This window comes from Corynebacterium sp. Marseille-P8863 (assembly GCF_946902955.1).
GTDB lineage: Bacteria > Actinomycetota > Actinomycetes > Mycobacteriales > Mycobacteriaceae > Corynebacterium > Corynebacterium gottingense.
This window is the reverse complement of record NZ_CAMPQC010000004.1, coordinates 127,921-151,561: the sequence shown is the minus strand read 5'-3', so window position 1 is coordinate 151,561 and position 23,641 is coordinate 127,921. Positions and strand designations below refer to the sequence as shown.

The 23,641-nt window shown below is 66.6% G+C and carries 20 protein-coding genes; all 20 read left to right on the top strand.

The window, feature by feature from the left end:
- The 20 genes from OVO38_RS04640 (at position 1) to whiA (ending at position 23,567) form a co-directional block, all read left to right on the top strand.
- Positions 1-921 carry an aspartate carbamoyltransferase catalytic subunit gene (locus OVO38_RS04640; RefSeq protein WP_095276387.1) on the top strand — a complete coding sequence of 307 codons (921 nt, stop codon included), beginning with the start codon at positions 1-3 and terminating at the stop codon, positions 919-921.
- Positions 922-2,220 (top strand): dihydroorotase, encoded by a 1,299-nt coding sequence (locus tag OVO38_RS04635; RefSeq protein ID WP_267207860.1) that lies wholly within the window; start codon positions 922-924, stop codon positions 2,218-2,220.
- Positions 2,221-2,229: 9 nt separating this feature from the next.
- Positions 2,230-3,423, top strand: coding sequence for a glutamine-hydrolyzing carbamoyl-phosphate synthase small subunit (carA, locus tag OVO38_RS04630; protein ID WP_267207859.1), 1,194 nt, complete (start codon positions 2,230-2,232; stop codon positions 3,421-3,423).
- A 33-nt stretch (positions 3,424-3,456) separates the two neighbouring features.
- A complete protein-coding gene (carB, locus tag OVO38_RS04625; RefSeq protein ID WP_267207858.1) occupies positions 3,457-6,813 on the top strand; it encodes a carbamoyl-phosphate synthase large subunit in 3,357 nt (1,118 codons plus the stop codon).
- Entirely contained in the window at positions 6,803-7,627 is an 825-nt protein-coding gene (pyrF, locus tag OVO38_RS04620) for an orotidine-5'-phosphate decarboxylase (protein ID WP_267207857.1), read from the top strand. Before carB ends, pyrF begins: the two co-directional genes overlap by 11 nt.
- 302 nt (positions 7,628-7,929) lie before the next feature.
- On the top strand, positions 7,930-8,253 hold the full coding sequence (mihF, locus tag OVO38_RS04615) for an integration host factor, actinobacterial type (RefSeq protein ID WP_095276401.1): 324 nt from the start codon (positions 7,930-7,932) through the stop codon (positions 8,251-8,253).
- A gap of 2 nt (positions 8,254-8,255) precedes the next feature.
- A complete protein-coding gene (gene gmk / locus OVO38_RS04610) occupies positions 8,256-8,849 on the top strand; it encodes a guanylate kinase (RefSeq protein ID WP_095553735.1) in 594 nt (197 codons plus the stop codon).
- Positions 8,850-8,865: 16 nt separating this feature from the next.
- Positions 8,866-9,165, top strand: coding sequence for a DNA-directed RNA polymerase subunit omega (gene rpoZ, locus OVO38_RS04605; protein WP_144717015.1), 300 nt, complete (start codon positions 8,866-8,868; stop codon positions 9,163-9,165).
- Between the two features lie 100 nt (positions 9,166-9,265).
- Positions 9,266-10,492, top strand: a complete 1,227-nt coding sequence (gene coaBC, locus OVO38_RS04600) for a bifunctional phosphopantothenoylcysteine decarboxylase/phosphopantothenate--cysteine ligase CoaBC (RefSeq protein ID WP_267207856.1) — start codon at positions 9,266-9,268, stop codon at positions 10,490-10,492.
- 141 nt (positions 10,493-10,633) lie between these two features.
- Positions 10,634-11,848 (top strand): methionine adenosyltransferase, encoded by a 1,215-nt coding sequence (gene metK / locus OVO38_RS04595; protein WP_370511780.1) that lies wholly within the window; start codon positions 10,634-10,636, stop codon positions 11,846-11,848.
- A 19-nt stretch (positions 11,849-11,867) separates the two neighbouring features.
- Complete coding sequence (locus OVO38_RS04590) at positions 11,868-13,877, top strand: primosomal protein N' (RefSeq protein WP_267207855.1); 2,010 nt, start codon at positions 11,868-11,870, stop codon at positions 13,875-13,877.
- A gap of 108 nt (positions 13,878-13,985) precedes the next feature.
- Positions 13,986-14,918, top strand: a complete 933-nt coding sequence (gene fmt / locus OVO38_RS04585; RefSeq protein ID WP_239213901.1) for a methionyl-tRNA formyltransferase — start codon at positions 13,986-13,988, stop codon at positions 14,916-14,918.
- Positions 14,915-16,420: an RsmB/NOP family class I SAM-dependent RNA methyltransferase gene (locus tag OVO38_RS04580; RefSeq protein WP_267207854.1), complete on the top strand. Its 1,506-nt coding sequence runs from the start codon at positions 14,915-14,917 to the stop codon at positions 16,418-16,420. Before fmt ends, OVO38_RS04580 begins: the two co-directional genes overlap by 4 nt.
- A 10-nt stretch (positions 16,421-16,430) precedes the next feature.
- Positions 16,431-17,108, top strand: coding sequence for a ribulose-phosphate 3-epimerase (rpe, locus tag OVO38_RS04575; protein ID WP_267207853.1), 678 nt, complete (start codon positions 16,431-16,433; stop codon positions 17,106-17,108).
- 125 nt (positions 17,109-17,233) lie between these two features.
- Positions 17,234-17,719 (top strand): 6,7-dimethyl-8-ribityllumazine synthase, encoded by a 486-nt coding sequence (gene ribH, locus OVO38_RS04570; RefSeq protein WP_267207852.1) that lies wholly within the window; start codon positions 17,234-17,236, stop codon positions 17,717-17,719.
- A 78-nt stretch (positions 17,720-17,797) separates the two neighbouring features.
- A complete protein-coding gene (locus OVO38_RS04565) occupies positions 17,798-18,331 on the top strand; it encodes a PH domain-containing protein (protein WP_267207851.1) in 534 nt (177 codons plus the stop codon).
- 36 nt (positions 18,332-18,367) lie between these two features.
- Complete coding sequence (uvrC, locus tag OVO38_RS04560; RefSeq protein WP_267207850.1) at positions 18,368-20,440, top strand: excinuclease ABC subunit UvrC; 2,073 nt, start codon at positions 18,368-18,370, stop codon at positions 20,438-20,440.
- A gap of 86 nt (positions 20,441-20,526) precedes the next feature.
- Entirely contained in the window at positions 20,527-21,408 is an 882-nt protein-coding gene (gene rapZ / locus OVO38_RS04555) for an RNase adapter RapZ (protein WP_144716948.1), read from the top strand.
- Between the two features lie 95 nt (positions 21,409-21,503).
- Positions 21,504-22,478, top strand: a complete 975-nt coding sequence (locus OVO38_RS04550; RefSeq protein ID WP_267207849.1) for a gluconeogenesis factor YvcK family protein — start codon at positions 21,504-21,506, stop codon at positions 22,476-22,478.
- Between the two features lie 78 nt (positions 22,479-22,556).
- Positions 22,557-23,567 (top strand): DNA-binding protein WhiA, encoded by a 1,011-nt coding sequence (gene whiA, locus OVO38_RS04545; protein ID WP_144716951.1) that lies wholly within the window; start codon positions 22,557-22,559, stop codon positions 23,565-23,567.
- Positions 23,568-23,641 lie beyond the last annotated feature (74 nt).

The following is a 23,641-nucleotide window of genomic DNA, read 5'->3' as shown; positions in this document are numbered from 1 at the left end:
ATGAAACACCTCGTTGACATCGCGGATCTCACCCGCGACGACGCCATCGCGATCATGGATGAGGCCGACCGCTTCAAGGAAGCCCTGGACGGCCGCGACATCAAGAAGTTGCCCACACTCCGTGGGCGCACCATCTTCACCCTGTTCTACGAGAACTCCACCCGCACGCGTTCCTCGTTTGAGACCGCGGGCAAGTGGATGAGCGCGGACGTGATTAACATTTCCGCTTCCAGCTCCTCGGTGAAGAAGGGCGAGTCCCTCAAAGACACGGCGCTCACGGTGCAGTCGGTCGGCGCCGATGCCATCATCATGCGCCACTCCGCATCCGGTGCCGCGAAGCTGCTTACGCAGTGGCTGCCGGAGACCAGCATCATCAACGCCGGCGACGGCAAGCACCAGCACCCGACCCAGGCCCTGCTGGACGCGGTGACCATGCGCCAGCGCATCGGCGAGATCGCCGGGCGCAAGGTGGTCATAGTGGGCGACATCGTGCACTCGCGCGTGGTCCGCTCCAACGTTGACCTGCTCACGCTGCTCGGCGCGGAGGTCGTGCTGGTCGCGCCGCCAACCCTGCTGCCCACCGGGGTCGAACACTGGCCAGCGCGCGTGGCCTACGACTTGGACGCGGAGATTGCGGACGCGGACGTGGTAATGATGCTCCGCGTGCAGGCCGAGCGCATGCACGGCGGCTTCTTCCCCTCGCACCGCGAGTACGCCTCGCTGTACGGGCTGAGCGCAGCTCGCGCGGACCGCATGAAGGACGGCGCGATCATCATGCACCCGGGCCCGATGCTGCGCGGAATGGAAATCAATTTTGCTGTTGCGGAGCGCCAGAACACGGCGGTGTTGCAGCAGGTAACCAACGGTGTCTACACGCGCATGGCCGTGCTGTTTACGCTGCTTGCGGGAGAGGAAAAGTAAATGGCAAAGATTCTGTTGAAGAACGTGCGCCCGTACGGCGAGGACGAGGTGCAGGTGCTTATCGACGGCGGCGTGATCACCGCCATCGGCACCGACCTCGGCGCCAACGACGCCGAGGTCATCGACGCGCAGGGGAAGGTGCTTCTGCCGGGCCTGGTGGACATGCACGTCCACTTGCGCGAGCCGGGCCGCGAGGACACCGAGACCATCGCCACCGGCTCGGACGCCGCCGCGAAGGGTGGGTTCACCGCCGTGTTCACTATGGCGAACACCAGCCCGGTGATTGATCAGCCGTTTTTGGCTGACGCCGTGTGGGAAAAGGGCCAGGCCTACGGGAAGTGCGACGTGTACCCGGTTGGCGCGATCACGCAGGGGCTTCAAGGTGAGCAGCTCAGCGAGATCGGCCTGATGAGCCGCGGCCACGTGCGGATGTTTTCCGACGACGGCAAGTGCGTCAACAACCCGCAGGTGATGCGCCGCGCGGTGGAGTACGCGAAGGCGTACGACGTCCTGCTGGCTCAGCACGCCGAGGACCACCGCATGACCGCGGACTCGGTCGCGCACGAGGGCGAGGTGGCCGCACGACTCGGTTTGGGCGGCTGGCCGCGCGTCGCCGAGGAATCGGTGGTGGCACGCGACGTGATCATGACGCGTGACTACGGCGGGCGCCTGCACATCTGCCACGCCTCGACCGAGGGCACCGTGGAACTGCTGCGGTGGGCGAAGTCCCAGGGCATCGCGGTAAGCGCCGAGGTTACCCCGCACCACCTGCTCCTCACGGACGAGAAGCTGGAAACCTACGACGGCGTCTTCCGCGTCAACCCGCCGCTTCGCGAGTCCCGCGACACGGTCGCGCTGCGCGACGCACTGCTCGACGGCACCGTGGACGTCGTGGCCACTGACCACGCGCCGCACGGCTCCGAGGACAAGTGCGTGGAGTTCGAACACGCGAAGCCGGGCATGCTCGGGCTGGAGACCTCGCTGGCCATCATTGCCAAGGTCTTCGTCGAATCCGGGCTGGCAGATTGGCGCTTCGTGGCCAAGGTAATGAGCGAGCGCCCCGCGGAGATCCTCCGCCTGGCTGACCAGGGCCGGCCGATTGCGGAGGGCGAGCCCGCGAACCTGGTGCTCGTTGACCCGGGAGCCGCGTGGACCGTACACGGCGAGGAGCTCCGCTCGAAGGCCTCGAACACGCCCTACGAGGGCACCGAGTTTTCCACTAGCGTGGCACTGACGCTGCTGCGCGGTGAGGTGACCTACCGCGCCACCCCAAGCGACACCACAACCAGCACGAAGTAAGGAACCACCATGACTGAATCTCGAATCCCTGCGGCACTCGTGCTCGGAGACGGCAACGTCTACCGCGGAACCGCCTTTGGCGCCGTCTCGCCTGATCGCGACTCGCAGGACTCCGCGACGATCGAGCCGGTGTACGGCGAAGCCGTCTTCACCACTGGCATGAGCGGCTACCAGGAGACCATGACGGACCCGTCCTACCACCGCCAGATCGTCGTGATGACGGCACCTCAGATTGGCAATACCGGCTGGAACGACGAGGACAATGAGTCCCGCGGCAACCGCATCTGGGTTGCCGGCCTGATCATCCGCGACCTATCCAAGCGGGTCTCCAGCTGGCGCGCGGAGCGTTCGTTGGAAGAGGAGATGCGCAACCAGGGCATCGTGGGCATCAGCGGTATCGACACCCGCTCCGTGGTGCGCCACCTGCGCAATTTCGGCTCCATTCCGGCTGGCATTTTTGTGGGGGAGGATGCTGCACAGAGCGTCGATAAGCTTGTGGCGCTGGTAAACGAGCAGCCGAGCATGGCTGGAGCCGACCTGTCCGCCGAGGTCAGCGCGGATGAGCCGTATACGGTCAAGGCGCAAGGGGAGAAGCGCTTTACCGTCGTGGCGTACGACATGGGCGTGAAGACGGCGACCCCGAACCACCTGGCCAAGCGCGGGGTGGAGACCATCGTCGTGCCTGCGAACACTCCCTTTGAGGAGATCACTCAGTACAACCCGGACGGCGTGTTCATCTCCAACGGCCCGGGCGACCCGGCCACCGCCGACGAGATGGTGGACATCACCCGCAAGGTCCTCGAGCAGAAGCTGCCGCTGTTTGGCATCTGCTTTGGCAACCAGATCCTCGGCCGCGCGCTGGGGCTGGAGACCTTCAAGATGAAGTTCGGCCACCGCGGCATCAACGTGCCGGTAAAGAACCACCTGACCGGCAAGATTGACATCACCTCGCAAAACCACGGCTTCGCGCTGAAGGCGCCGGATGGCGTTGGCGTGGGCGAGAAATTCGACACGGACTTCGGCCCGGCCGTGGTGTCGCACACCTGCCTGAACGACGACACCGTGGAGGGCGTCGCGCTGGAAAACGGCATGGCCTACTCGGTGCAGTTCCACCCGGAGTCTGCCGCCGGACCGCACGACGCGAACCCGCTGTTTGATCAGTTCATCGAGCTCATGCAGCAGCACAGCCCGAACGCACAGTAACCAGGAACCAGGAAACACAAGGGAGAATTCACGATGAAACGCAACGACATCAACCACGTCCTGGTTATCGGTTCCGGGCCAATCGTCATCGGTCAAGCCTGCGAGTTTGACTACTCGGGTACCCAGGCGTGCCGCGTGCTTAAGGAGGAGGGCCTGCGCGTGACCCTCATCAACTCCAACCCGGCCACTATCATGACCGACTCGGAGTTCGCCGACCACACCTACGTCGAGCCGATCGAGCCCGAATACATTGACAAGATCCTCGCCCGCGAGGCCGAACAGGGCACCCCGGTGGACGCCATCCTGGCAACCCTCGGCGGCCAGACCGCCCTCAACGCTGCGATCCAGCTGGACCGCCAGGGCATCCTGACCAAGCACGGCGTGGAGCTCATCGGCGCAAATATCGACGCCATCGAGCGCGGCGAGGACCGCCAGAAGTTCAAGGACATCGTTGCCAAAATCGGCGGCGAGTCTGCGCGCTCCCGAGTCTGCTTCAACATGGACGAGGTCCACGAGACCGTCGCCGAGCTGGGACTGCCCGTCGTCGTGCGCCCGTCCTTCACCATGGGTGGACTCGGCTCCGGCCTGGCGTTTTCCATGGAGGACCTGGACCGAATCGCCGGTGGCGGCCTGGAGGCCAGCCCGGAGGCCAACGTGCTCATCGAGGAATCCATCCTCGGCTGGAAGGAGTACGAGCTGGAGCTCATGCGCGACGGCGACGACAACGTCGTGGTCATCGCGTCCATCGAAAACGTTGACGCGCTCGGCGTGCACACCGGCGACTCCGTGACCGTGGCGCCCGCGCTGACGCTTACCGACCGCGAGTACCAGACCATGCGCAACCAGGGCATCGCGATCATCCGCGAGGTCGGCGTGGACACCGGCGGCTGCAATATTCAGTTCGCGGTTAACCCGGACGATGGCCGCATCATCACCATCGAGATGAACCCCCGCGTCTCGCGCTCGTCCGCGCTGGCGTCGAAAGCCACTGGCTTCCCGATTGCAAAGATCGCCTCGCTGCTGGCCATCGGCTACACCCTCGACGAGATCACCAACGACATCACCGGCGAGACCCCCGCGGCGTTCGAGCCGACCCTGGACTACGTGATTGCCAAGATGCCGCGCTTTGCCTTTGAGAAGTTCCCGGGCAGCGACGACACCCTCGGCACCTCCATGAAGGCGGTCGGCGAGGCCATGGGCATTGGCCGCAACTACATCCAGAGCCTGAACAAGGTCATGCGCTCGATGGAGGACAAGCCGAACGGTTTCTGGACCAAGCCCGACGAGTACTTCGCGGAAGGCCGCGAGCAGGACCTCAACGCCGTGCTGGATGACCTGAAGACGCCGACGGACAAGCGCATGTACGACGTCGAGCTGGCCCTGCGCCTCGGCGCGTCGATCGAGCTCGTGCACGAGGCCAGCGGTATCGACCCCTGGTTCCTCGCTGAGCTGCAGGCGCTCGTGGACTTCAGGAGCACGCTTGCCGACGCCCCCGTGCTCGACGCCGACCTCCTCCGCGAGGCCAAGACGTACGGGCTGTCCGACGCCCAGATCGCCGCGCTGCGCCCGGAGCTGGCCGGCGAGGACGGCGTGCGCTCCCTGCGCTGGTCGCTGGACATCCACCCCGTGTTCAAGACGGTGGACACCTGCGCGGGTGAGTTCGAGGCGCAGACGCCGTACCACTACTCGGCCTACGAGATGGACCCGGACGCGGAGTCCGAGGTCGCCGAGACTGGCCGCGAGAAGGTCATCATCCTCGGCTCCGGCCCGAACCGCATCGGCCAGGGCATCGAGTTCGACTACTCGTGTGTGCACGCGGCCCTTGAGCTGTCGCGCATTGGCTACGAGACGGTGATGGTCAACTGCAACCCGGAGACCGTCTCCACCGACTACGACACCGCAGACCGCCTCTACTTCGAGCCGCTGACGTTCGAGGACGTTATGGAGATCTACCGCGCCGAGCAGGCGTCCGGCACGGTGGCTGGCGTGATTGTCCAGCTTGGTGGCCAGACCCCGCTGGGCCTGGCGCAGCGGCTTGCGGATGCCGGCGTGCCCGTCGTGGGCACCAGCCCGGAAGCCATCGACCTGGCGGAGGACCGCGGCGAGTTCGGCGACGTGCTCACCGCAGCGAACCTGCCGGCACCGGCCTACGGCACCGCCACTTCCTTCGATGAGGCCCGCGAGGTGGCCAACGACATCGGCTACCCGGTGCTCGTGCGCCCTTCTTACGTGCTGGGCGGCCGCGGCATGGAGATCGTCTACGACGAGGCGAGCCTGCACGACTACATCGAGCGCGCCACCGAGCTGTCGCCGGACCACCCGGTGCTGGTAGACCGCTTCCTGGACTCCGCGATCGAGATCGACGTGGACGTGCTGTGCGACGGCGACGAGGTCTACCTCGGCGGCGTCATGGAGCACATCGAGGAGGCCGGCATCCACTCCGGCGACTCCGGTTGCGCGCTGCCGCCGATGACACTCGGCCCGGATGACATTGCCAAGGTGCGCCGCTCCGCGGAGGCGCTGGCGCACGGGATCGGCGTCAAGGGCCTGATGAACGTGCAGTTCGCGCTCAAGGACGACATCCTCTACGTCATCGAGGCAAACCCGCGCGCCTCGCGCACCGTCCCGTTCGTGTCGAAGGCGACGGGTGTGCACCTGGCCAAGGCGGCGTCGCGCATCATGATGGGCGCCTCCATCGCGCAGCTGCGCGAGGAGGGACTGATCCCGTCGGACTACGACGGCGGCTCCCTCCCGCTGGAGCACCCGATCGCGGTGAAGGAGGCGGTCCTCCCGTTCACGCGCTTCCGTCGCCCAGACGGCTCGCTGCTGGATACCATCCTCGGCCCGGAGATGAAGTCCACGGGCGAGGTGATGGGCCTTGCCCCGTCCTTCGGCGTGGCGTACGCGAAGGCGGAGACCGCAGCGTTTGGCGCCTTGCCCACGGAGGGCACTGTCTTCGTCTCGGTGGCCAACCGCGACAAGCGCACCCTCATCTTCCCGATCCAGCGCCTGTACACCATGGGCTTCAAGGTGGTGGCTACGGCCGGCACCGCCCAGATGCTGCGCCGCAACGGCATCGAGTGCGAGGTCGCCCAGAAGGCCTCCGAGGTGCGCGAGGGCGGCGAGGGGACCTCGATTGTGGACCGCATTAATGACGGCGAGATCGACCTGATCCTCAACACCCCGGCCGGTTCCTCCGGTGCCCGCCACGACGGTTACGACATCCGCGCGGCGGCCGTGGTCGCTGGCGTGCCGATCATGACGACGGTGCAGGGCGTGACCGCGGCCGTGCAGGGCATCGAGGCGATCCGGGACAACGAGATCACCGTGATGAGCCTTCAGGAGCTCGAGCACGCGGCCAAGGAAGAGGCGAGCGCCGATGCCGAGTAGCGCCCCGCAGCCCGGGTTCGGCGATCGTCTCGTCGCCGCGGGCGAGCGCCACGGTCGGCTGTGCGTCGGCATCGACCCACACGCCGCGCTGCTGCAGCAGTGGGGCCTGCCAGATTCCGTCAACGGCTTGCGCCGCTTCGCGGAAATCTGCGTCGAGGCGTTTGCCGGGCACGTCGCCTTGGTGAAGCCGCAAGTCGCGTTCTTTGAGCGCTTCGGTGCGCGCGGCTTTGCGGTCTTGGAGGAGACGCTGGCTTCGCTGCGCGAGCGCGGCACCCTCTCGGTGGCGGACGCAAAGCGCGGCGACATCGGCTCGACCATGGCCGGCTACGCGGCCGCCTGGCTGGAGCCGGGCGCTCCGCTGGAGGCCGACGCGGTCACGCTGACGCCGTACCTCGGCGTCGGCTCGCTGGAGCCCGCCATCGAGTTGGCCGGCGAGCACGGCAAGGGCGTGTTCATCATGGCCGCGAACTCAAATCCGGAGGCGGAGGCGTTCCAGAGCTCGCTTATCGACGACCGCACGATCGCCCAGTACATGGTCGACGGGTGCGCGGCGTACAACGGCGATGCCGAATCCGGCGTCGGTCACGTCGGGGTCGTGGTGGGCGCGACCGTCGGCAAGCCGCCCCTGCTCGAGCGCCTCAACGCGCCGGTGCTTATGCCCGGGGTGGGCGCGCAGGGTGCCACGATGAATGACGTGGCGCGCATCGCCGGCGCGCAGGCGCGGCTGGTGTTTCCGAACGTCTCGCGGTCCGTGCTCAGTGCTGGCCCTGACGTGGGGAAACTTCGCGGCCGGGCCGGTGAGCTGGCAAAATAGGAGCTTTGCCGGGGTCGTTTGCGCTTTTGGGCAAAAACCCTGGTAGTTTAGTTCCGTCAACGCGTTGACGTGGTTAAATCGTTTGACGCATCGGGCCGCGGTTGCGGTGCGGTGGCCGGGGCACGCTCCCCGGCGCGCGTCGGCGCGGAGGATCTGACCCAGTGCTACACTTAGCCAGAACTGAGAGTTGCACGGATGGCATTCGGGCTGTTGAACGGCCCTGTGGATTCGTGTGGTGGACTCGGCTTGACGGTTTCGGTAGAACTGGACCGATACGTACTACTACACACATGGAGGAACCAGTGGCACTTCCACAGTTGACTGATGAGCAGCGTAAGGCAGCACTTGCCAAGGCGGCAGAGGCACGTAAGCAGCGCGCAGAGCTGAAGGCTTCGCTGAAGCGCGGCGACACCGACCTCAAGGACGTGCTGGACAAGGCTGAGTCCGACGAGATCATCGGCAAGACCAAGGTCTCCGCACTGCTCGAGGCGATGCCGAAGGTGGGCAAGGTCAAGGCCCGCGAGATCATGGAAGAGCTGGAAATCGCACAGACCCGCCGTCTGCGCGGCCTGGGCGAGCGTCAGCGTCGCGCCCTGCTGGAACGCTTCGGCTTCTCCGAGGACTAGAGATGGCTGAGACAGCGCCGCGTGGGAGCCTGGTCGTCCTGGCCGGGCCCTCCGCTGTAGGGAAATCGACAGTGGTGCGGCGGCTTGTCAGCGACGTCCCGGATCTTTATTTCTCCGTCTCTATGACCACCCGGGCACCCCGCCCGGGCGAGGTCGACGGGGAGGACTACTTCTTCGTCAGCGCTGATGACTTCCAGCGCCGGATTGACGCGGGGGAGATGCTGGAGTGGGCCGACATTCACGGCGGCCTGCAGCGTTCCGGCACCCCGTCCGGTCCGGTGCGTGAGGCCCTCTCAGCCGGTCGCCCCGTGCTCGTGGAGGTTGACCTCGCCGGGGCTCGCAACATCAAGCAGTTGATGCCGGAGGCAAGAACGGTGTTCCTTGCCCCGCCGTCGTGGGAGATTCTGGTGCAGCGCCTGTCCGGGCGTGGCACCGAGACCGAGGACGTGATTCAGCGTCGTCTCACCACGGCTCGTGAAGAGCTCAACGCTCAGGATGAGTTTGATAGCGTTGTGGTCAACGATGACGTGGATTCGGCCGTCGCGGCAATTGCCAGCATCCTGATGAATACATCGAACAACAACACAAGCGAGTAGGTTTTTAGTGAGCAACATTACTGAGGAACCGTCGCAGGCAGCCCCGGAAGCTACCGAGGACAAGTCCTACGACGCACCCGAAGGCATTACTGCGCCTCCGATTGATGAGCTGCTGACCAAGGTGTCGTCCAAGTACGCACTGGTTATCTTCGCCGCGAAGCGCGCACGCCAGATCAACAGCTTCTACCAGGATTCCGAGGACGGCGTGTTTGAGTTCGTCGGCCCGCTGGTCACCCCGGAGGCGGGGGAGAAGCCGCTGTCCATTGCGCTGCGTGAGATCCAGGCTGGTCTCCTCGAGCACGAAGAGGGCCAGTAACGCCTCGGCGGCCCCGCGTCGCCTGAGACATCGAATCGGCACCACCGAGCAAGCCTGCATTGGGTTTGCGGGTGGTGCCGTTTGCGTAGACTAGGCCACCATGAGTCAACGCAACGTAGTCGTCGGCGTCGCCGGCGGTATCGCGGCATACAAAGCCTGCCACCTGATCAGAGACTTCAAAGAGGCGGGGGACGACGTCCGCGTGGTCCCGACCGCCAACGCGCTCAACTTCGTCGGCGCCGCCACATTCGAGGCGCTGTCCGGGCACCCGGTGGACACCGGTGTCTTCGAGCGGGTCGACGACGTGCAGCACGTTCGCATTGGTCAGGAGGCTGACCTGATTGTGGTGGCCCCGGCGACCGCGGACGTGATCGCGCGCATTGCAGCGGGGCGCGCGGACGACCTCCTGACCGCGACGGTGCTCGTGGCCACGTGCCCCGTCGTCGTGGCACCGGCGATGCACACGGAGATGTGGCACAACGCTGCCACGCAAGCGAACGTGGCCACGCTGCGCAGCCGCGGGGTGACGGTCCTGGAGCCCGCGCACGGGCGGCTGACCGGGAAGGACTCTGGCCCCGGCCGGTTGCTCGAGCCTCAGGCGATTGCGGAGCTCGCGCGCACGGTCGCCACGACCGGGCCGCTGGGCCGCCCGCTGGAGGGCAAGCGCGTGCTGGTCAGCGCCGGGGGCACGCAAGAAAACATCGACCCGGTCCGGTACGTGGGCAATCGGTCCTCCGGGCGCCAGGGCTTTGCGCTGGCCGATATTGCCGCGCACAAGGGGGCGCAGGTCACTGTGGTTGCGGGAAACACGGAGGCGCTGGAGACCCCGGCTGGTGCAGACGTGGTACGGGTGACCTCGACCCGCGACATGGAGCGCGAGATGCGCTCGCGTGCTCCCGAGGCGGATGTGGTGATCATGGCCGCCGCCGTGGCGGACTATCGCCCGGCGCACGAGGCGACCTCGAAGCTGAAGAAGGGACAGGCGGATGCGTCGCTAGAGCGCATCGAGCTGGTAGAAAACCCGGACATTCTGCGTGGGCTCGTTGACATGCGTGACAACGGGGAGACGACGGCGGCGATTATGGGGTTCGCGGCTGAGACAGATAACGCGCTGGAGTATGGCAAGGCAAAGCTGGCACGCAAGGGTGCGGACCTCCTGATGGTCAACGACGTCTCGGGCGGCAAGGTGTTTGGACAAGCCCGGAACTCGGGGTGGTTGCTGTCGCGCGACGGCGGGGTCGCCACGATTGAGGACGGCACCAAGCACGAGGTCGCGGCGCAGATCTGGAGCGCGATTGAGGCCGCGGGGCACGACACGGAAGCATAACGTTGCCAATTTAGACAGCTTGGTCTATCGTGGTGTTCGTTCGCGTGGGGCGAGGTGGCGTCGATAAGCGTTCGCCCCGCTCGCGCTTCGCCCGCACGGCGATGAGATACGAAACAGTGCTGCACCGAAAGCGAGACCATTTTGTCTACTGATCCTTACTACCGTTTGTTCACCAGCGAGTCGGTGACCGAGGGCCACCCCGATAAGATCTGCGATGCCATCTCGGATGCCATCCTGGATGACATGCTCGCGCAGGATCCGGCAGCGCGCGTGGCTGTAGAGACCCTGGTCACCACCGGACAGGTGCACGTGGTCGGCGAGGTCAACACGACGGCGTACTCCAACATTGCGAAGATCGTGCGCGACAAGCTGGTCGGCATCGGCTTTACGTCGTCCGAGGTGGGGTTCGACGGGCGTACGTGCGGCGTGAACATCGCGATCGGTGACCAGTCGCTGGAGATTTCGGAGGGCGTGTCGACCTCGCAGGAGGTCCGCGAGCAGTCCTCCGCGGAGGCGGACGATCAGGCCGGTGCCGGCGACCAGGGCCTCATGTTTGGGTACGCCACGAATGAAACGCCGGAGTACATGCCGCTTCCCATTTCCACCGCGCACCGCCTGTCGCGCAGGCTCACGGAGGTGCGCAAGCTGGGCAAAGTGGTGGGCCTGCGTCCCGACGGCAAGACCCAGGTCACCTTCGCCTACGACGGCAACACCCCCGTCGCGCTGGACACCGTGGTGATTTCCACGCAGCACGACCCGGACTTCACCGGCGAAGCGCTGCGCAACGCCCTGCGTACCGAGGTCCTCGAGTGGGTAGTCAAGGACGCCAGTCTGGAGCAGTACTACACGCCGGACACGAAGCTGCTGGTGAACCCGTCCGGCTCGTTTGTGCTCGGCGGCCCGATGGGGGACGCCGGGCTGACCGGCCGCAAGATCATCGTGGACACCTACGGCGGCATGGCCCGCCACGGCGGCGGCGCGTTCTCGGGCAAGGACCCCTCAAAGGTGGACCGCTCGGCCGCGTACGCAATGCGCTGGGTGGCCAAGAACATCGTCGCCGCGGGCCTGGCAGAGCGCGTCGAGGTCCAGGTGGCGTACGCCATTGGTCGCGCCACCCCGGTGGGCCTGTACGTGGAGACCTTCGGCACCGCCGCCGAGGGCCAGACGGATGCCACGATCCAGCAGGCCGTGGAGAAGGTCTTTGATCTCCGACCTGCCGCGATCATCCGCGAGCTTGACCTGCTGCGCCCGATCTACGCCCAAACCGCAGCGTACGGGCACTTCGGCCGCACCGATGTGGAGCTGCCGTGGGAGCAGCTGAACAAGGCGGAGGAGCTCAAGGCCGCCGCCAGCTAGTGCGCTAAACTCGGGCACCATGTCGTCGTCGCCCGCAACCCAGTACCCCGTCGCGCGGGTGCTGCCGATGTTGGGCCTGGCGCAGCTGGACCGCCCCTTCGACTACCTGGTCACGGAGGGCGACTCCGACGCCGCGCAGCCCGGGGTGCGGGTGCGGATCCGCTTTGCGGGCCGACTGGTGGACGCGATTGTGCTCGAGCGCACTGCGGTCTCCTCGCACGAGGGGAACCTTCGCTTCATCGAGCGCGTCATCTCGCCGGAGGTCGTCGCGCCAGAGCAGTTGCGCTTGCTTATCGACGCCCTCGCGCAGCGCTACGCCGGCGTCCGCTCCGACATCTACCGCTCCGCCATCCCGGCGCGCCACGCCAAAGCCGAGGAGACCGATACGTCGACGCCCTGGGACGAGCTGGGGGAGGCGACCGAGCCAGACCTCTCTGCGTGGAGCTCCTATCAATACGGGGAGAGCTTTGTCGACGCAGTCCTGGACGGGAAACTCGCACGCGCCGCCTGGCAGGTCGTGCCTGGCGAGGACTGGGCCGCGACAGTGGGGGCGCTCGCCGCGAAGGTCGCGCTCAGCGGGGGCGGCGCGCTCGTCGTCGTGCCCGACCAGCGCGACGTGGACCGGTGCGAAGCAGCGCTGCGCGAGCATGTTTCGGCGCGCCAGGTGACCACGCTCACCGCGAAGCAGGGGCCGCAGGCGCGGTACTCGCGCTACCTCTCGATCTTGCACGGCCAGGGCCGGATCGTGGTGGGGACCCGCTCGGCGGCGTTTGCCCCCGTGCGCAACTTGCGGTTGATGGTGCTTATGCACGATGGGGACGAGAGCCTGGTTGACCCCCGCGCGCCCTACGCTCACGCACGCGAAGTACTCACCACCCGCTCGGCGCAGGAGCAGGTGCCGCTGATCATCGGCGGGTATGCGCGGACCGCGGAAACGCAGCTGTTTGTGGAGCGCGGTTGGATGCACGAGCTGCTCGCCCCGCGGGCGGTGCTCCGGCAGGTCAGCCCACGCATCCACGCGGCGGGGGACTCGGACGCCGCCATGGAGCGGGACCCCCGGGCGCGGCAGGCAAGGATGCCGTCGGCGGCCTTCATGGCTGCGCGCGCTGCGCTGCGCCGCGGGACGCCCGTGCTCTTCCAGGTCCCGCGCACCGGCTACATCCAGTCCCTGGCCTGCGGGCAGTGCCGCGCGCCGGCGCGCTGCAGGTGGTGCAACGGCCCGCTCGGCCTGCCCGCTGGCGGCGAGGCGGCGGCGCCGACGTGTCGGTGGTGCGGCCGCATGGACCCGGCGCACGTGTGTCCGGAGTGCGGGTCGAAACGGGTGCGCGCGATGGTGCTGGGCACCGAGCGCACGGCAGAGGAGCTTGGCAGGGCGTTCGTGCAGTTCCGGGTGCGCACATCGTGGGGCGACAAGGTCCTGGATGCCGTGCCTGCGGGGCCGGCGATCATTGTGGCCACCCCGGGGGCTGAGCCGGTCGCGGAAGGAGGCTACGGCGCGGCTGTGCTGCTGGACGTGTGGGCGCTGCTGCAGCGGCCGGACCTGCGGGCGGTGGAGGACACGTACGCTAAGTGGGCGGCCGCTGCCGCGCTCGTGCAGCCGCACGCCGACGGCGGCGAGGTGGTCGTGGTCGCGGAGCCGTCGCTCGCGGTCGTGCAGCACCTGATCCGGTGGGACGCCCGCGGGCACGCGGCACTCGAGCTGGCGCAGCGGCGGGACGCACGCTTCCCGCCCGCGGTGCACATCGCTGTGGTGGACGCGCCGCGCAAGGCGTTGGACGACTTCTTCGGCAACGTGGAGTTGCCGGACCACGCGGAGGTGCTCGGTCCGGTCGACCTCCCGCCGGGAATCGACGTCCCGGGTGAATGGGACCGGGGCGAGTACGGCCCGGCCCAGCGGATGCTCGTGCGCTCACCGCTCCATGGCCGCGCCGCGCTTGGTTCGGCGCTCCGCACCGGACTGATCAACCGGGCGGCGCGCCGGCAGACCCTTCCCCTGCGCGTTCAGGTCAACCCGATAGACGTGGGTTAGGCGCCGCGGAGGAGCAGTAGACTGGGCGGGCAAACGCTGCCTGCGGCGCACGAGTGGCGCGGGGGCGGTGACGTCGATAAGCCCGGGCGACCGGGGGAGGAGAAGGATATGCGGCTAGTGTTCGCCGGCACCCCGGAACCAGCGGTGGTGGCGTTGCAGCGACTCATTGATTCACAGCACGAGGTCGTGGCGGTGCTCACTCGGCCCGACGCGCGGCGCGGGCGCGGCCGTACGCTGCACCCCTCGCCGGTCAAGGCGCTCGCGGTCGAGCACGGCATTGAGGTCCTGGCACCGGCGAGCTTGCGCGAAAACGAGGAGATTCGGGACCGACTCACGGCGCTGGCACCGGACGCAATCCCGGTGGTGGCGTACGGCAATCTCATCCCCGAGGACATGTTGGGCATACCGAGGCACGGGTGGGTCAACCTGCACTTTTCGCTCCTGCCGCGGTGGCGCGGCGCGGCGCCGGTCCAGTCCGCGATCCTCGCGGGTGATACGGAGACGGGCGCGAGCACCTTCCGCATCGACAAAGGTTTGGACACCGGCGAGGTCCTCGGCACCATCTCCGAGACCATCAGCGCGGAGGACACCGCTGACGATCTGCTCACGCGCCTGGCCTACGCCGGCGCGGACCTCCTCGTGGACACCATGACGGGGCTCGAAAATGGCACGGTCACACCCACGCCGCAATCGGGGGAGGCCACCTACGCGCCCAAGATCGTGCCCGCAGACGCCCGCGTGGACTGGTCCGCACCCGCCGCCGACATCGACCGCGCCGTGCGCGCACACACCCCGGGACCCGGCGCGTGGACGACAGTGGGCGACGACCGTTACAAGCTGGGCCCCGTCGCGCTTACCGGCGAAGACACGCTCGCGCCCGGCGCGGTGCGAGTGGAAAAAAACCGGGTTGTCGTGGGCACTGCGACGCAGGACGTGGTGCTGGGCATGATCCAGCCGCCGGGAAAGAAGCGGATGAACGCCGCCGACTGGGGCCGCGGCCTGCAGCCGGCGCAGATTGAGCAGGGAGTGGTGTTCGCATGAGCGGAGGATTCCGATCCCGCTCGGCAGGGCGGCGCAGCCAGGAGACAGCGCGCAACCAGGAGCCCGAGCGCAAGGGGCAGAAAAACGGCCGCGGTGACCGCCGCGGCCAGGCGAGCCGGCGTGGTGGCGCCAACAAGCGGGGTCCTGCTACGCGCACCGGAGACGCGGCGCGAGAGGCGGCCTTTGACGTGCTGCTCCGTGTGAGCGAGGAAGGCGCGTACGCGAACCTGGCGCTGCCGGCGCTGCTGCGGGAGCGCAAGATCTCCGGGCGCGACGCGGCGTTTGCCACCGAGCTGACGTACGGTGCGCTGCGCACGCAGGGCGTGCTGGACGCGGTGATCGCGGAGAACTCCTCGCGTGAGCTGGACCGGATCGACCCGCGGGTGCTGGCGGCGCTTCGCCTGGGCACCTACCAGCTGCTCTACACCCGTGTGTCCTCGCACGCGGCGGTGGACACGTCGGTGCGGCTGGTCGAGGCCGCCGGCCAAGGCAAAGCGAAGGGCTTTGCCAACGGCATCCTGCGCACGATCGACCGCTCCACGCCACAGCAGTGGTTTGACCGGCTCACGCCCTCCGGCGCGCTGGAGGCGGCGGCGTTCCGCCACGCGCACCCGGCCTGGATCGCACGCTCCTTCTTCGCCGCGCTCGGGCTCGACAGCGAATCCTCGCCCGACCAGCTGGCCGAGCTGGAGCGCGCCCTCGAGTCGGATTCGGCTCGCCCCACTGTGCACCTGGTCGCCCGGCCCGGCGAGCTCTCTGCCGAGGAGCTGGCACTGAGCATCGGTGGGGAGGAAGGGACTTACTCCCCGTACGCGGTGTACCTCGATGAGGGCGATCCCGGTCAGCTCGAGCCAGTTCGTGAGCGGCTCGCCGCCGTGCAGGACGAGGGCTCGCAGCTCATCGCCCGCGCCGTCGCTGAAGTGCCCGTTGAGGGAGATCAAGGCAAATGGCTTGACTTGTGCGCGGGGCCCGGCGGCAAGGCGGCGCTGATGGGCGCGCTCGCGCGCATTGACGGCGCGTCGGTCGACGCCGTGGAGAGCAGCGCGCACCGCGCGGAGCTCGTCCGCAAGGCAACCGACGGTCTCCCGGTCCGCGTTCACACCGCGGACGGCCGCGATCCTGGTCTCGCACCGGGCTACGATCGAGTGCTTGTCGACGCCCCCTGCTCCGGCCTTGGCGCGCTGCGCCGTCGCCCGGAGGCGCGCTGGACCAAGTCCGAGCGAGACATCGCCGAGCTGACCACCTTGCAGTCCGAGCTTCTTGCCTCCGCGATTCGCCTGGCGCGCCCCGGCGGCGTCATCGTGTACTCCACTTGCTCGCCGGACCTACGGGAGACGCGCGGTGTCGTCGACGCGGCGCTCAATGACGGCGGGGTTGAAGAGCTCGACGCCGCCGGGTTCGCCTGCGGCATGGAGCAAACCGGCGAATTTCCGAGCGTGCAGATGTGGCCGCACCGGCACGGCACCGACGCGATGTTCTTCGCGGTCCTGCGCAAGAAGTAGGCTTGGTGGCATGATCTACATCGCCCCGTCCATCCTGGCCGCAGACTACGCCAATCTTGGCGCGGACGTGCGGAAAGTCCCCTCGGCAGACCTGCTCCACGTGGACATCATGGACGGTCATTTCGTGCCCAACCTCTCGTTCGGGCCGGACGTGACCAAAGCCGTCAACGGTGTCACCGACCAGTTCCTGGACATGCACCTGATGATCGAGGAACCGGAGCGGTGGTTCTCCACCTACGTCGAGGCGGGCGGCGACCGGCTGGTTTTTCACGTGGAGGCGACCAGGAACCACGTTGCCGCGGCGCGCCAGTGCCGTGAGCTCGGCGTCCAGGCTGGCTTTGCCATCAAGCCTGGCACCCCGATCGAGCCGTACCTCGACTCGGTGTCGGAGTTTGATCAGGTCATGGTGATGAGCGTGGAGCCCGGCTTTGGCGGGCAGAAGTTTATGCCCGAGGTGTTGCGCAAGGTGATGACGTTGCGCGACCACATTGCCGCAGAGTGCTTGGACACCATCATCGGCATCGACGGTGGAATCGGCAACGCGACCATCGCCCAAGCCGCGGAGGCTGGCGTCGACGCGTTCGTCGCGGGCTCCGCCGTGTTCGGCGCCGACGATCCTGCGCAGGCGGTGGAGCGACTGCGCGAATTGGCACAGGAGGCGGCCAGCGGTCCCGGTTCCGCGAGTTGACACGTATCCTGAACCCTGTCAGTCTGTCGCAAAACCCATCTCATCCCAGGGCGCGCGCGTTGCGACGGGCGCCGGCCCGGGACCTACGCCTCGCGCAGTACGCGCATTGAAGGAGTGTTGTACGCATGACCGCGTCCGGTGCGCCGGAGGATTATTCCCCGAACGCTGAGGGATACACCCTCGCCATTGTGGCGACCCGCTGGAACGCACGCATTGTGGACATGATGCGCGAGCGCGCGCGGGATACCGCGCGCGAGCTCGGGGCGAAGGCAGATGAGTACCTCGTGGATGGGGCGATGGAGCTCCCCGTGGTGACGCAGGCGTGCGCACGCCGCTACGACGCGGTGGTCGCTCTCGGGTGCGTTATCCGCGGAAAGACGGCCCACTTCGAGGTCGTGTGCGACTCCGTAACCAGCGGCCTGACCAGGGTGTCGCTGGACGAGGGAACCCCGGTGGGCAACGGTGTGCTCACCGTCGAGGACGAGGACCAGGCCTACGAGCGCTCCGGTGGCGAGGACGCGAAGGAAGACAGGGGAGCGTTGGCCGTACGAGCCGCGCTCAGCGCCGCCGTCGAGCTGGGCAAAGTACGGGCGCTGTACGAGCGGGACTAGTATCCGAAGGGACCCGTAGCAGGTTCCTGGTACCCCAACGCAGCACACCTATAGACGAGGCAGGAAAGGGAGAAGCGAGTGTCGGAGGATACAACCCAATCGAGGAAGCTCAGCGACGAAGAACTCGCGTACCTTAACGCTCTCGACCCCCACGCGGTGACGTCGTCCAAGCCGTGGGAATTCACGGCGAAGTCGCCGTTTCTCAGGCGTGTGGCCATCGTCTGGATCATCCTGGTGATGGCTGTGCACATCTTTATGTCGGCCGTCGTGGACGTGAAGTTCACCGGGGTGGCCATCACCGGCGTGGACAAGTTCGCGTTCATCGGCGTCGGACTCATCATCTCCGCCTTGTCCTGGTACTTCCTGACCCGCCCCCGCGTTCGCGCTAATGAAGACGGCGTGGAGGTCTCCAACATCATCGGGACGAGGTTCTACCCCTGGCTCGTGGTCTACGGACTCTCGTTCCCCAAGGGTGCCCGCATGGCGCGCCTTGAACTCCCGGACTTTGAGTACGTCCCGCTGTGGGCCATCCAATCCGGAGACAAGGAGAGCGCGTTGCGCACCGTTGGCCAATTCCGAGAGCTTGAAGCGAAGTACATGCCGCAGGATTAACCTCCTGTCGCCGATGTGTGAAGGAGGAGCGCCCACGTGGCGAACCCGAAGGACTACCGCCCGGCCCCAGGGACCATTCCGACGGAGCCGGGAGTGTATAAGTTCCGCGACGCGAACGGGCGTGTCGTGTACGTGGGCAAGGCTAAAAGCCTTCGCGCAAGGCTGAACAACTACTTCCAGCCGCCCGAGCACCTGCACCCGCGCACCAGGCAGATGGTGTTCACCGCGGCCTCGGTGGAGTGGACCGTGGTGGCCAGCGAGGTGGAGGCGCTCCAGCTCGAGTACACGTGGATCAAGAGGTTCGATCCTTGGTTCAACGTGATGTATCGGGATGATAAGACGTACCCGATGCTCGCCGTGAGCGTGCGCGAGCGGTACCCGCGAGCCTTCTTCTATCGCGGGCCCAAGCGGAAGGGGGTGCGCTATTTCGGCCCGTATTCCCACGCGTGGGCAGTGCGCGAAACACTTGACCTGCTCACCCGGGTGTTTCCCATCCGCACCTGTTCCAACGGAGTGTATAACCGCCACGAGACGTTGGGGCGCCCCTGCCTGCTTGGGTACATCGACAAGTGCGCCGCGCCCTGCGTGGGCAGGGTCGACGAGTCGGAATACGAAGACATCGTTGCTGGCTTTATGGGGTTTATGTCCGGCAACACGGACAAGGTCGTGCGCGATATGACGGCGCAGATGGAGTCCGCCGCTGAGCACCTCGAGTTTGAGAAGGCCGCGCGGCTTCGCGACGACCTCGGCGCCGTCAAAAAGGTCATGGAGCGCCAAACGGTCCTGCTCAGCCCCGATACGGATGCGGACATCATCGCCTTCGATACGGACGAATTGGAAGCCGCGGTGCAGATCTTCAACGTCCGCGGCGGCCGCATCCGCTCGCAGCGCGGCTGGGTGGTGGAGAAGTCTGGCGACGAGCCCGGCTCCGCGGAGCGCCTCGACGGGGATGGGCCAGATCCTGCGCTGCCCGTGCTCGTGCAGAACTTCCTCGTGCAGTACTACTCCGACGCGGTGGAGCGCCAAAAGCAGGAGCAGGCGGAGGACGCCCGGCGGGCCGCGGAGACCATCAAACGCCGCGGCGTGGACCAGGAATCGCACGCGGAGGTGCGCTCGCCAGTTCCGGTGCCCAAGGAGATCCTCGTGTGCGCTATGCCGGACGAGGAAGAGGAAGTCACGAAGCTGCTCGAGGGCCTGCGCGGCGCACAGGTGAACATCCGCGTCCCGCAGCGCGGTGACAAGGCGGCCCTGATGGAGACCGTGCGCAAGAACGCCGCCGATGCGCTGCACCAGCACAAGCTGAAGCGGGTCGGCGACCTCACCGCCCGTTCCCAGGCGCTCCAGGACATCCAGGACGCGCTTGGCATGGAGGAGGCGCCGCTTCGGATGGAGTGCACGGATATTTCGCACATCCAGGGCACCGACGTGGTGGCTTCGCTCGTCGTGTTTGAGGATGGCCTGCCCAAGAAGCAAGATTATCGACGCTACCGCATCAAGGAAGCCGCCGGCGACGGTCACTCCAACGACGTCGGCTCGATCGCCGAAGTGACCAGCCGCCGCTTCAAGCGCTACAACGAGGACAAGCTGGCCAACCCGGACGAGGAGTCTGCCGCAGTGATGTTTGCGGAGGAAGCCTCCGAGGTGGAAACGACCAACAACAAGCGGTTCGCGTATCCGCCGCAGTTGTTCATCGTCGATGGCGGCAAGCCCCAGGTCGATGCCGCGCAGGCAATTTTCGACGAGTTGGGCGTGGTTGATGTCCAACTCATCGGCCTGGCCAAGCGCCTCGAGGAAATCTGGGTCCCGGACGATGACGAGCCGGTGATCCTGCCGCGCAACTCGGAGGGTATGTATCTCCTCCAGCAGATCCGCGACGAGGCTCACCGCTTTGCCATCACGTACCACCGCCAGCAGCGCTCCAAGCGCATGCGTTCCTCCGCCCTGGATGCGATCCCTGGCCTGGGGCCCTCCCGACGGTCGGAGCTGGTCAAGCACTTTGGCAGCGTGAAGAAGATGAAAGCGGCGTCCGTGGAGCAAATCGAAGAGGTCAACGGCGTTGGGCCAAAGCTGGCCGCGACGATCTACGAGCACCTGCACAAGGGAGAATGAGCACCTCACTGAATATTCCTGAATATTGCGGCGTATTCTGACGCGGACTGGGACAGGCGCGGTCCGAGTTCCGTTAGGATGGCCGTATGACTCAGCACCAGGACCAACCGCTCCACCCGGTCATCATTACCGGCTTGTCAGGCGGCGGGCTTTCCACCGCTGCGAAGATTTTTGAGGACAAGGGCTATTTCGTGTCCCAGAACCTGCCCCCGCAGCTGATTCTGGAGCTGGTGGGCATGTCGACCGCGAAGGATTCCCCGGTGTCGCGTCTCGCCGTGGTGACGGACGTGCGCGCGAGGAAGTTCAACGGGTCGTTGATGAATACGATCTCGGAGATCAAGAAGCTCGGGTTCGCCCCGTTCATCCTGTACCTCGAGGCGCGTGATGACGTGCTGATCCGCAGGTTCGACTCGGTGCGGCGCACCCACCCGCTCCAGGATGGGGACACGCTGCAGCACGGCATCGAGCGTGAGCGCGAGGCGCTCGAGCCGGTGCGCGACATCGCCGACGTGATCATTGACACGACCAATCAATCAGTGCACGACCTGCGGCGTTCGATTGAGGCGTCGATAGGCGAGCTTGCGACCGGGAAGCAGCACGTCACACTGGAATCCTTTGGGTTCAAACACGGCTCGCCGCGCGACGCGGACATCGTGCTCGACGTGCGCTTCCTCCCGAATCCTTACTGGGTGCCGGAGCTGCGCGAGTTCCGTGGCGTGGACAAGCCGGTGTCGGACTACGTGCTGAGCCGGGATGACGCGGAACCGTTCATCGACAACTTTGTGCGACTGCTCAGTAGCACGCTCGAGGGCTACCAGCACGAGGGCAAGGACTTCATCACCGTCGGGGTGGGGTGCACGGGCGGGCACCACCGGTCCGTCGCGGTCGCAGAGGAAATCGGCCGGCGGCTGCAGCAGAAGCCACGCCTGGAAGTCAACGTCTTGCACCGCGACCTCTGCAGAAACTAGCGCTGCAGCGCAACCACACTGGGTGGGCGGGTCAGAGGGCCCGCCACCTTGCCGTATCCAATTCTTCATAGCTTCCCCGTTGAAAGGAGACCGCGATGAGCTCGAGCGAACGCCTTGCGTTCACCTGCCTGGGTGGCGGTCATGGTCTGTATCAAACACTGCTGGCTGCGCGGCGTGCGCAAGCGACGGACATTAACGCCGTCGTGACCGTCGCCGATGACGGTGGCTCCTCCGGCCGCTTGCGCCGTGAATTCCCCATCATCCCGCCCGGGGACCTGCGCATGGCCACGGCCGCGCTTACTGCGGACGACGAGGACGGGGAGCTGTGGCGCGAGGCGCTGCAGCACCGCTTCGGGGGAAACGGTGTGATGGCGGGACACCCGCTAGGAAACCTCATGCTGGTGAGCCTGGTGGAGCGCTTCGGCGACATGCAGACCGCGCTGGACATTGTGGCGAAGTGGACGCGGTCCGCGGGCCGAGTGATCCCGATGTGCTCACAGCCGTTGGACATCGAGGCGGATGTCTCCGGGCTTGATGATGACCCCCGCGTTCTCCGTTCCGTGCGTGGTCAGGCGGCGGTGGCGTCCACCTCTGGTGCTGTCCGGCGGGTTCGCTTGCTGCCCGAGCAGCCCGCAGCTTCCGCGGAAGCCGTGGCGGCGATTCGGGATGCGGACATCGTCACCATCGGGCCAGGCTCCTGGTTTTCGTCCGTGCTCCCGCACCTCCTGGTTCCGGAGATCGTCGCTGCGCTGAACAAGACGGACGCCATGGTCGTGGTAATGCTCAACCTTCTGCCGCAGGCCGGGGAGACCCCGGGCTTTAGTACGGAGCGTCACATCCACGTCCTTAGCCAACACGCGCCAGAGCTGCAGGTCGACTACCTCCTCGCGGACAACCACATCAGCCCATCCGAGGGGGAGCGCACGCATCTCCAGCGCGCCGCGGAACGGCTCGGCGCAAAAATCGCGTTCCGTGACGTCCACCAGCCCGTGCCGGAGGGCAAGCAGGCCGAGAAGCACGACCCGGACAAGTTGGCAACGGCAATTTTGGAGTTGTACCGGGCACGCTAGAATCAGGCGTCGGTACACCTGGCCCCGGTGCGAAGCGAGAGGCCTGCGAGACATCAACTGCGAAGGGAAAGGACCACGGTGGCGCTGACCGCGAAAGTCAAAGATGAGCTGCTGAGCGTACGCGCCACCCAGGCAAGCGCGCAGATTGCGGAAGCAACGGCGATGATCCGGTACGCCGGAGCGTACGAGCAGACGCCACACGGTACGGTCCTGCGCGTTGAACTTGTCGAGCACCCCGTCGCCGAGCGATTGCAGCAGTTGCTTGACGCGACCACCGGTGTCGCGACCACGCTCGAGGTCATCGCCCCCGGTTCCGCGAGCAAGGAACGCAAGTGCGTGGTGACCGTTTCTGACGGGTTGCGCGAGGTTGTGCGGAAGCTCCGCTTGGTCACGGCCTCCGGGCATCCCGTGGAAGGGATGCCGCACACTATCATCTCCGGCCCGATCGCGGATGTGGAGGCTGCTTGGCGCGGGGCGTTCCTCGCCCGCGGCTCGCTCACTGAGCCAGGGCGCACCGCGGCGCTCGAGGTGGCGTGCCCTGAGGAAACTGCCGCCTTGGCACTCGTCGGGTTGGGGCACCGGCTTGACGTGGCGACGCGGACGAAGGAAACGCGTGGCATCGAGCGAGTCTTCGTCCGCGACGGGGAGACGATCGCCATCCTGCTGAGCAGGATGGGCGCACCGCTCGCTCGCCTGGAGTGGGACGAAAAGCGCAAGCGGAAGCAGCTGCGCGCGCGTTCGGGGCAGCGGCTGGCAACATTCGACGACGCGAACACGCGCAGGTCCGCACAGGCGGCAGCCGCGGCAGCGCGCCGCGTGGAGCGCGCGATGGAGATCCTGGGCGACAACGTGCCCGAGCACCTCGCGGAGGCGGGGTATCTGCGTGTGGAGCACCGCCACGCCTCGCTCGAGGAGCTGGGCAAGCTCGCGGACCCGCAGATGACCAAGGACGCCGTCGCAGGTCGCATCCGCCGCCTGCTCTCCCTGGCTGACAAGGAAGCGAAAGAACTGGGGATCCCGAACACGCAGGCCGCGGTTGAGCAGGCCGAGCGCGGCGAGCCGGACGACGACGCTTCGAACGCGAAGTAAAACGACATCACAAATCGCACACTCGTCTATTTCCGGGTGGTGTGAGATATGCCATACCCGAAAGTTGTTTCAGC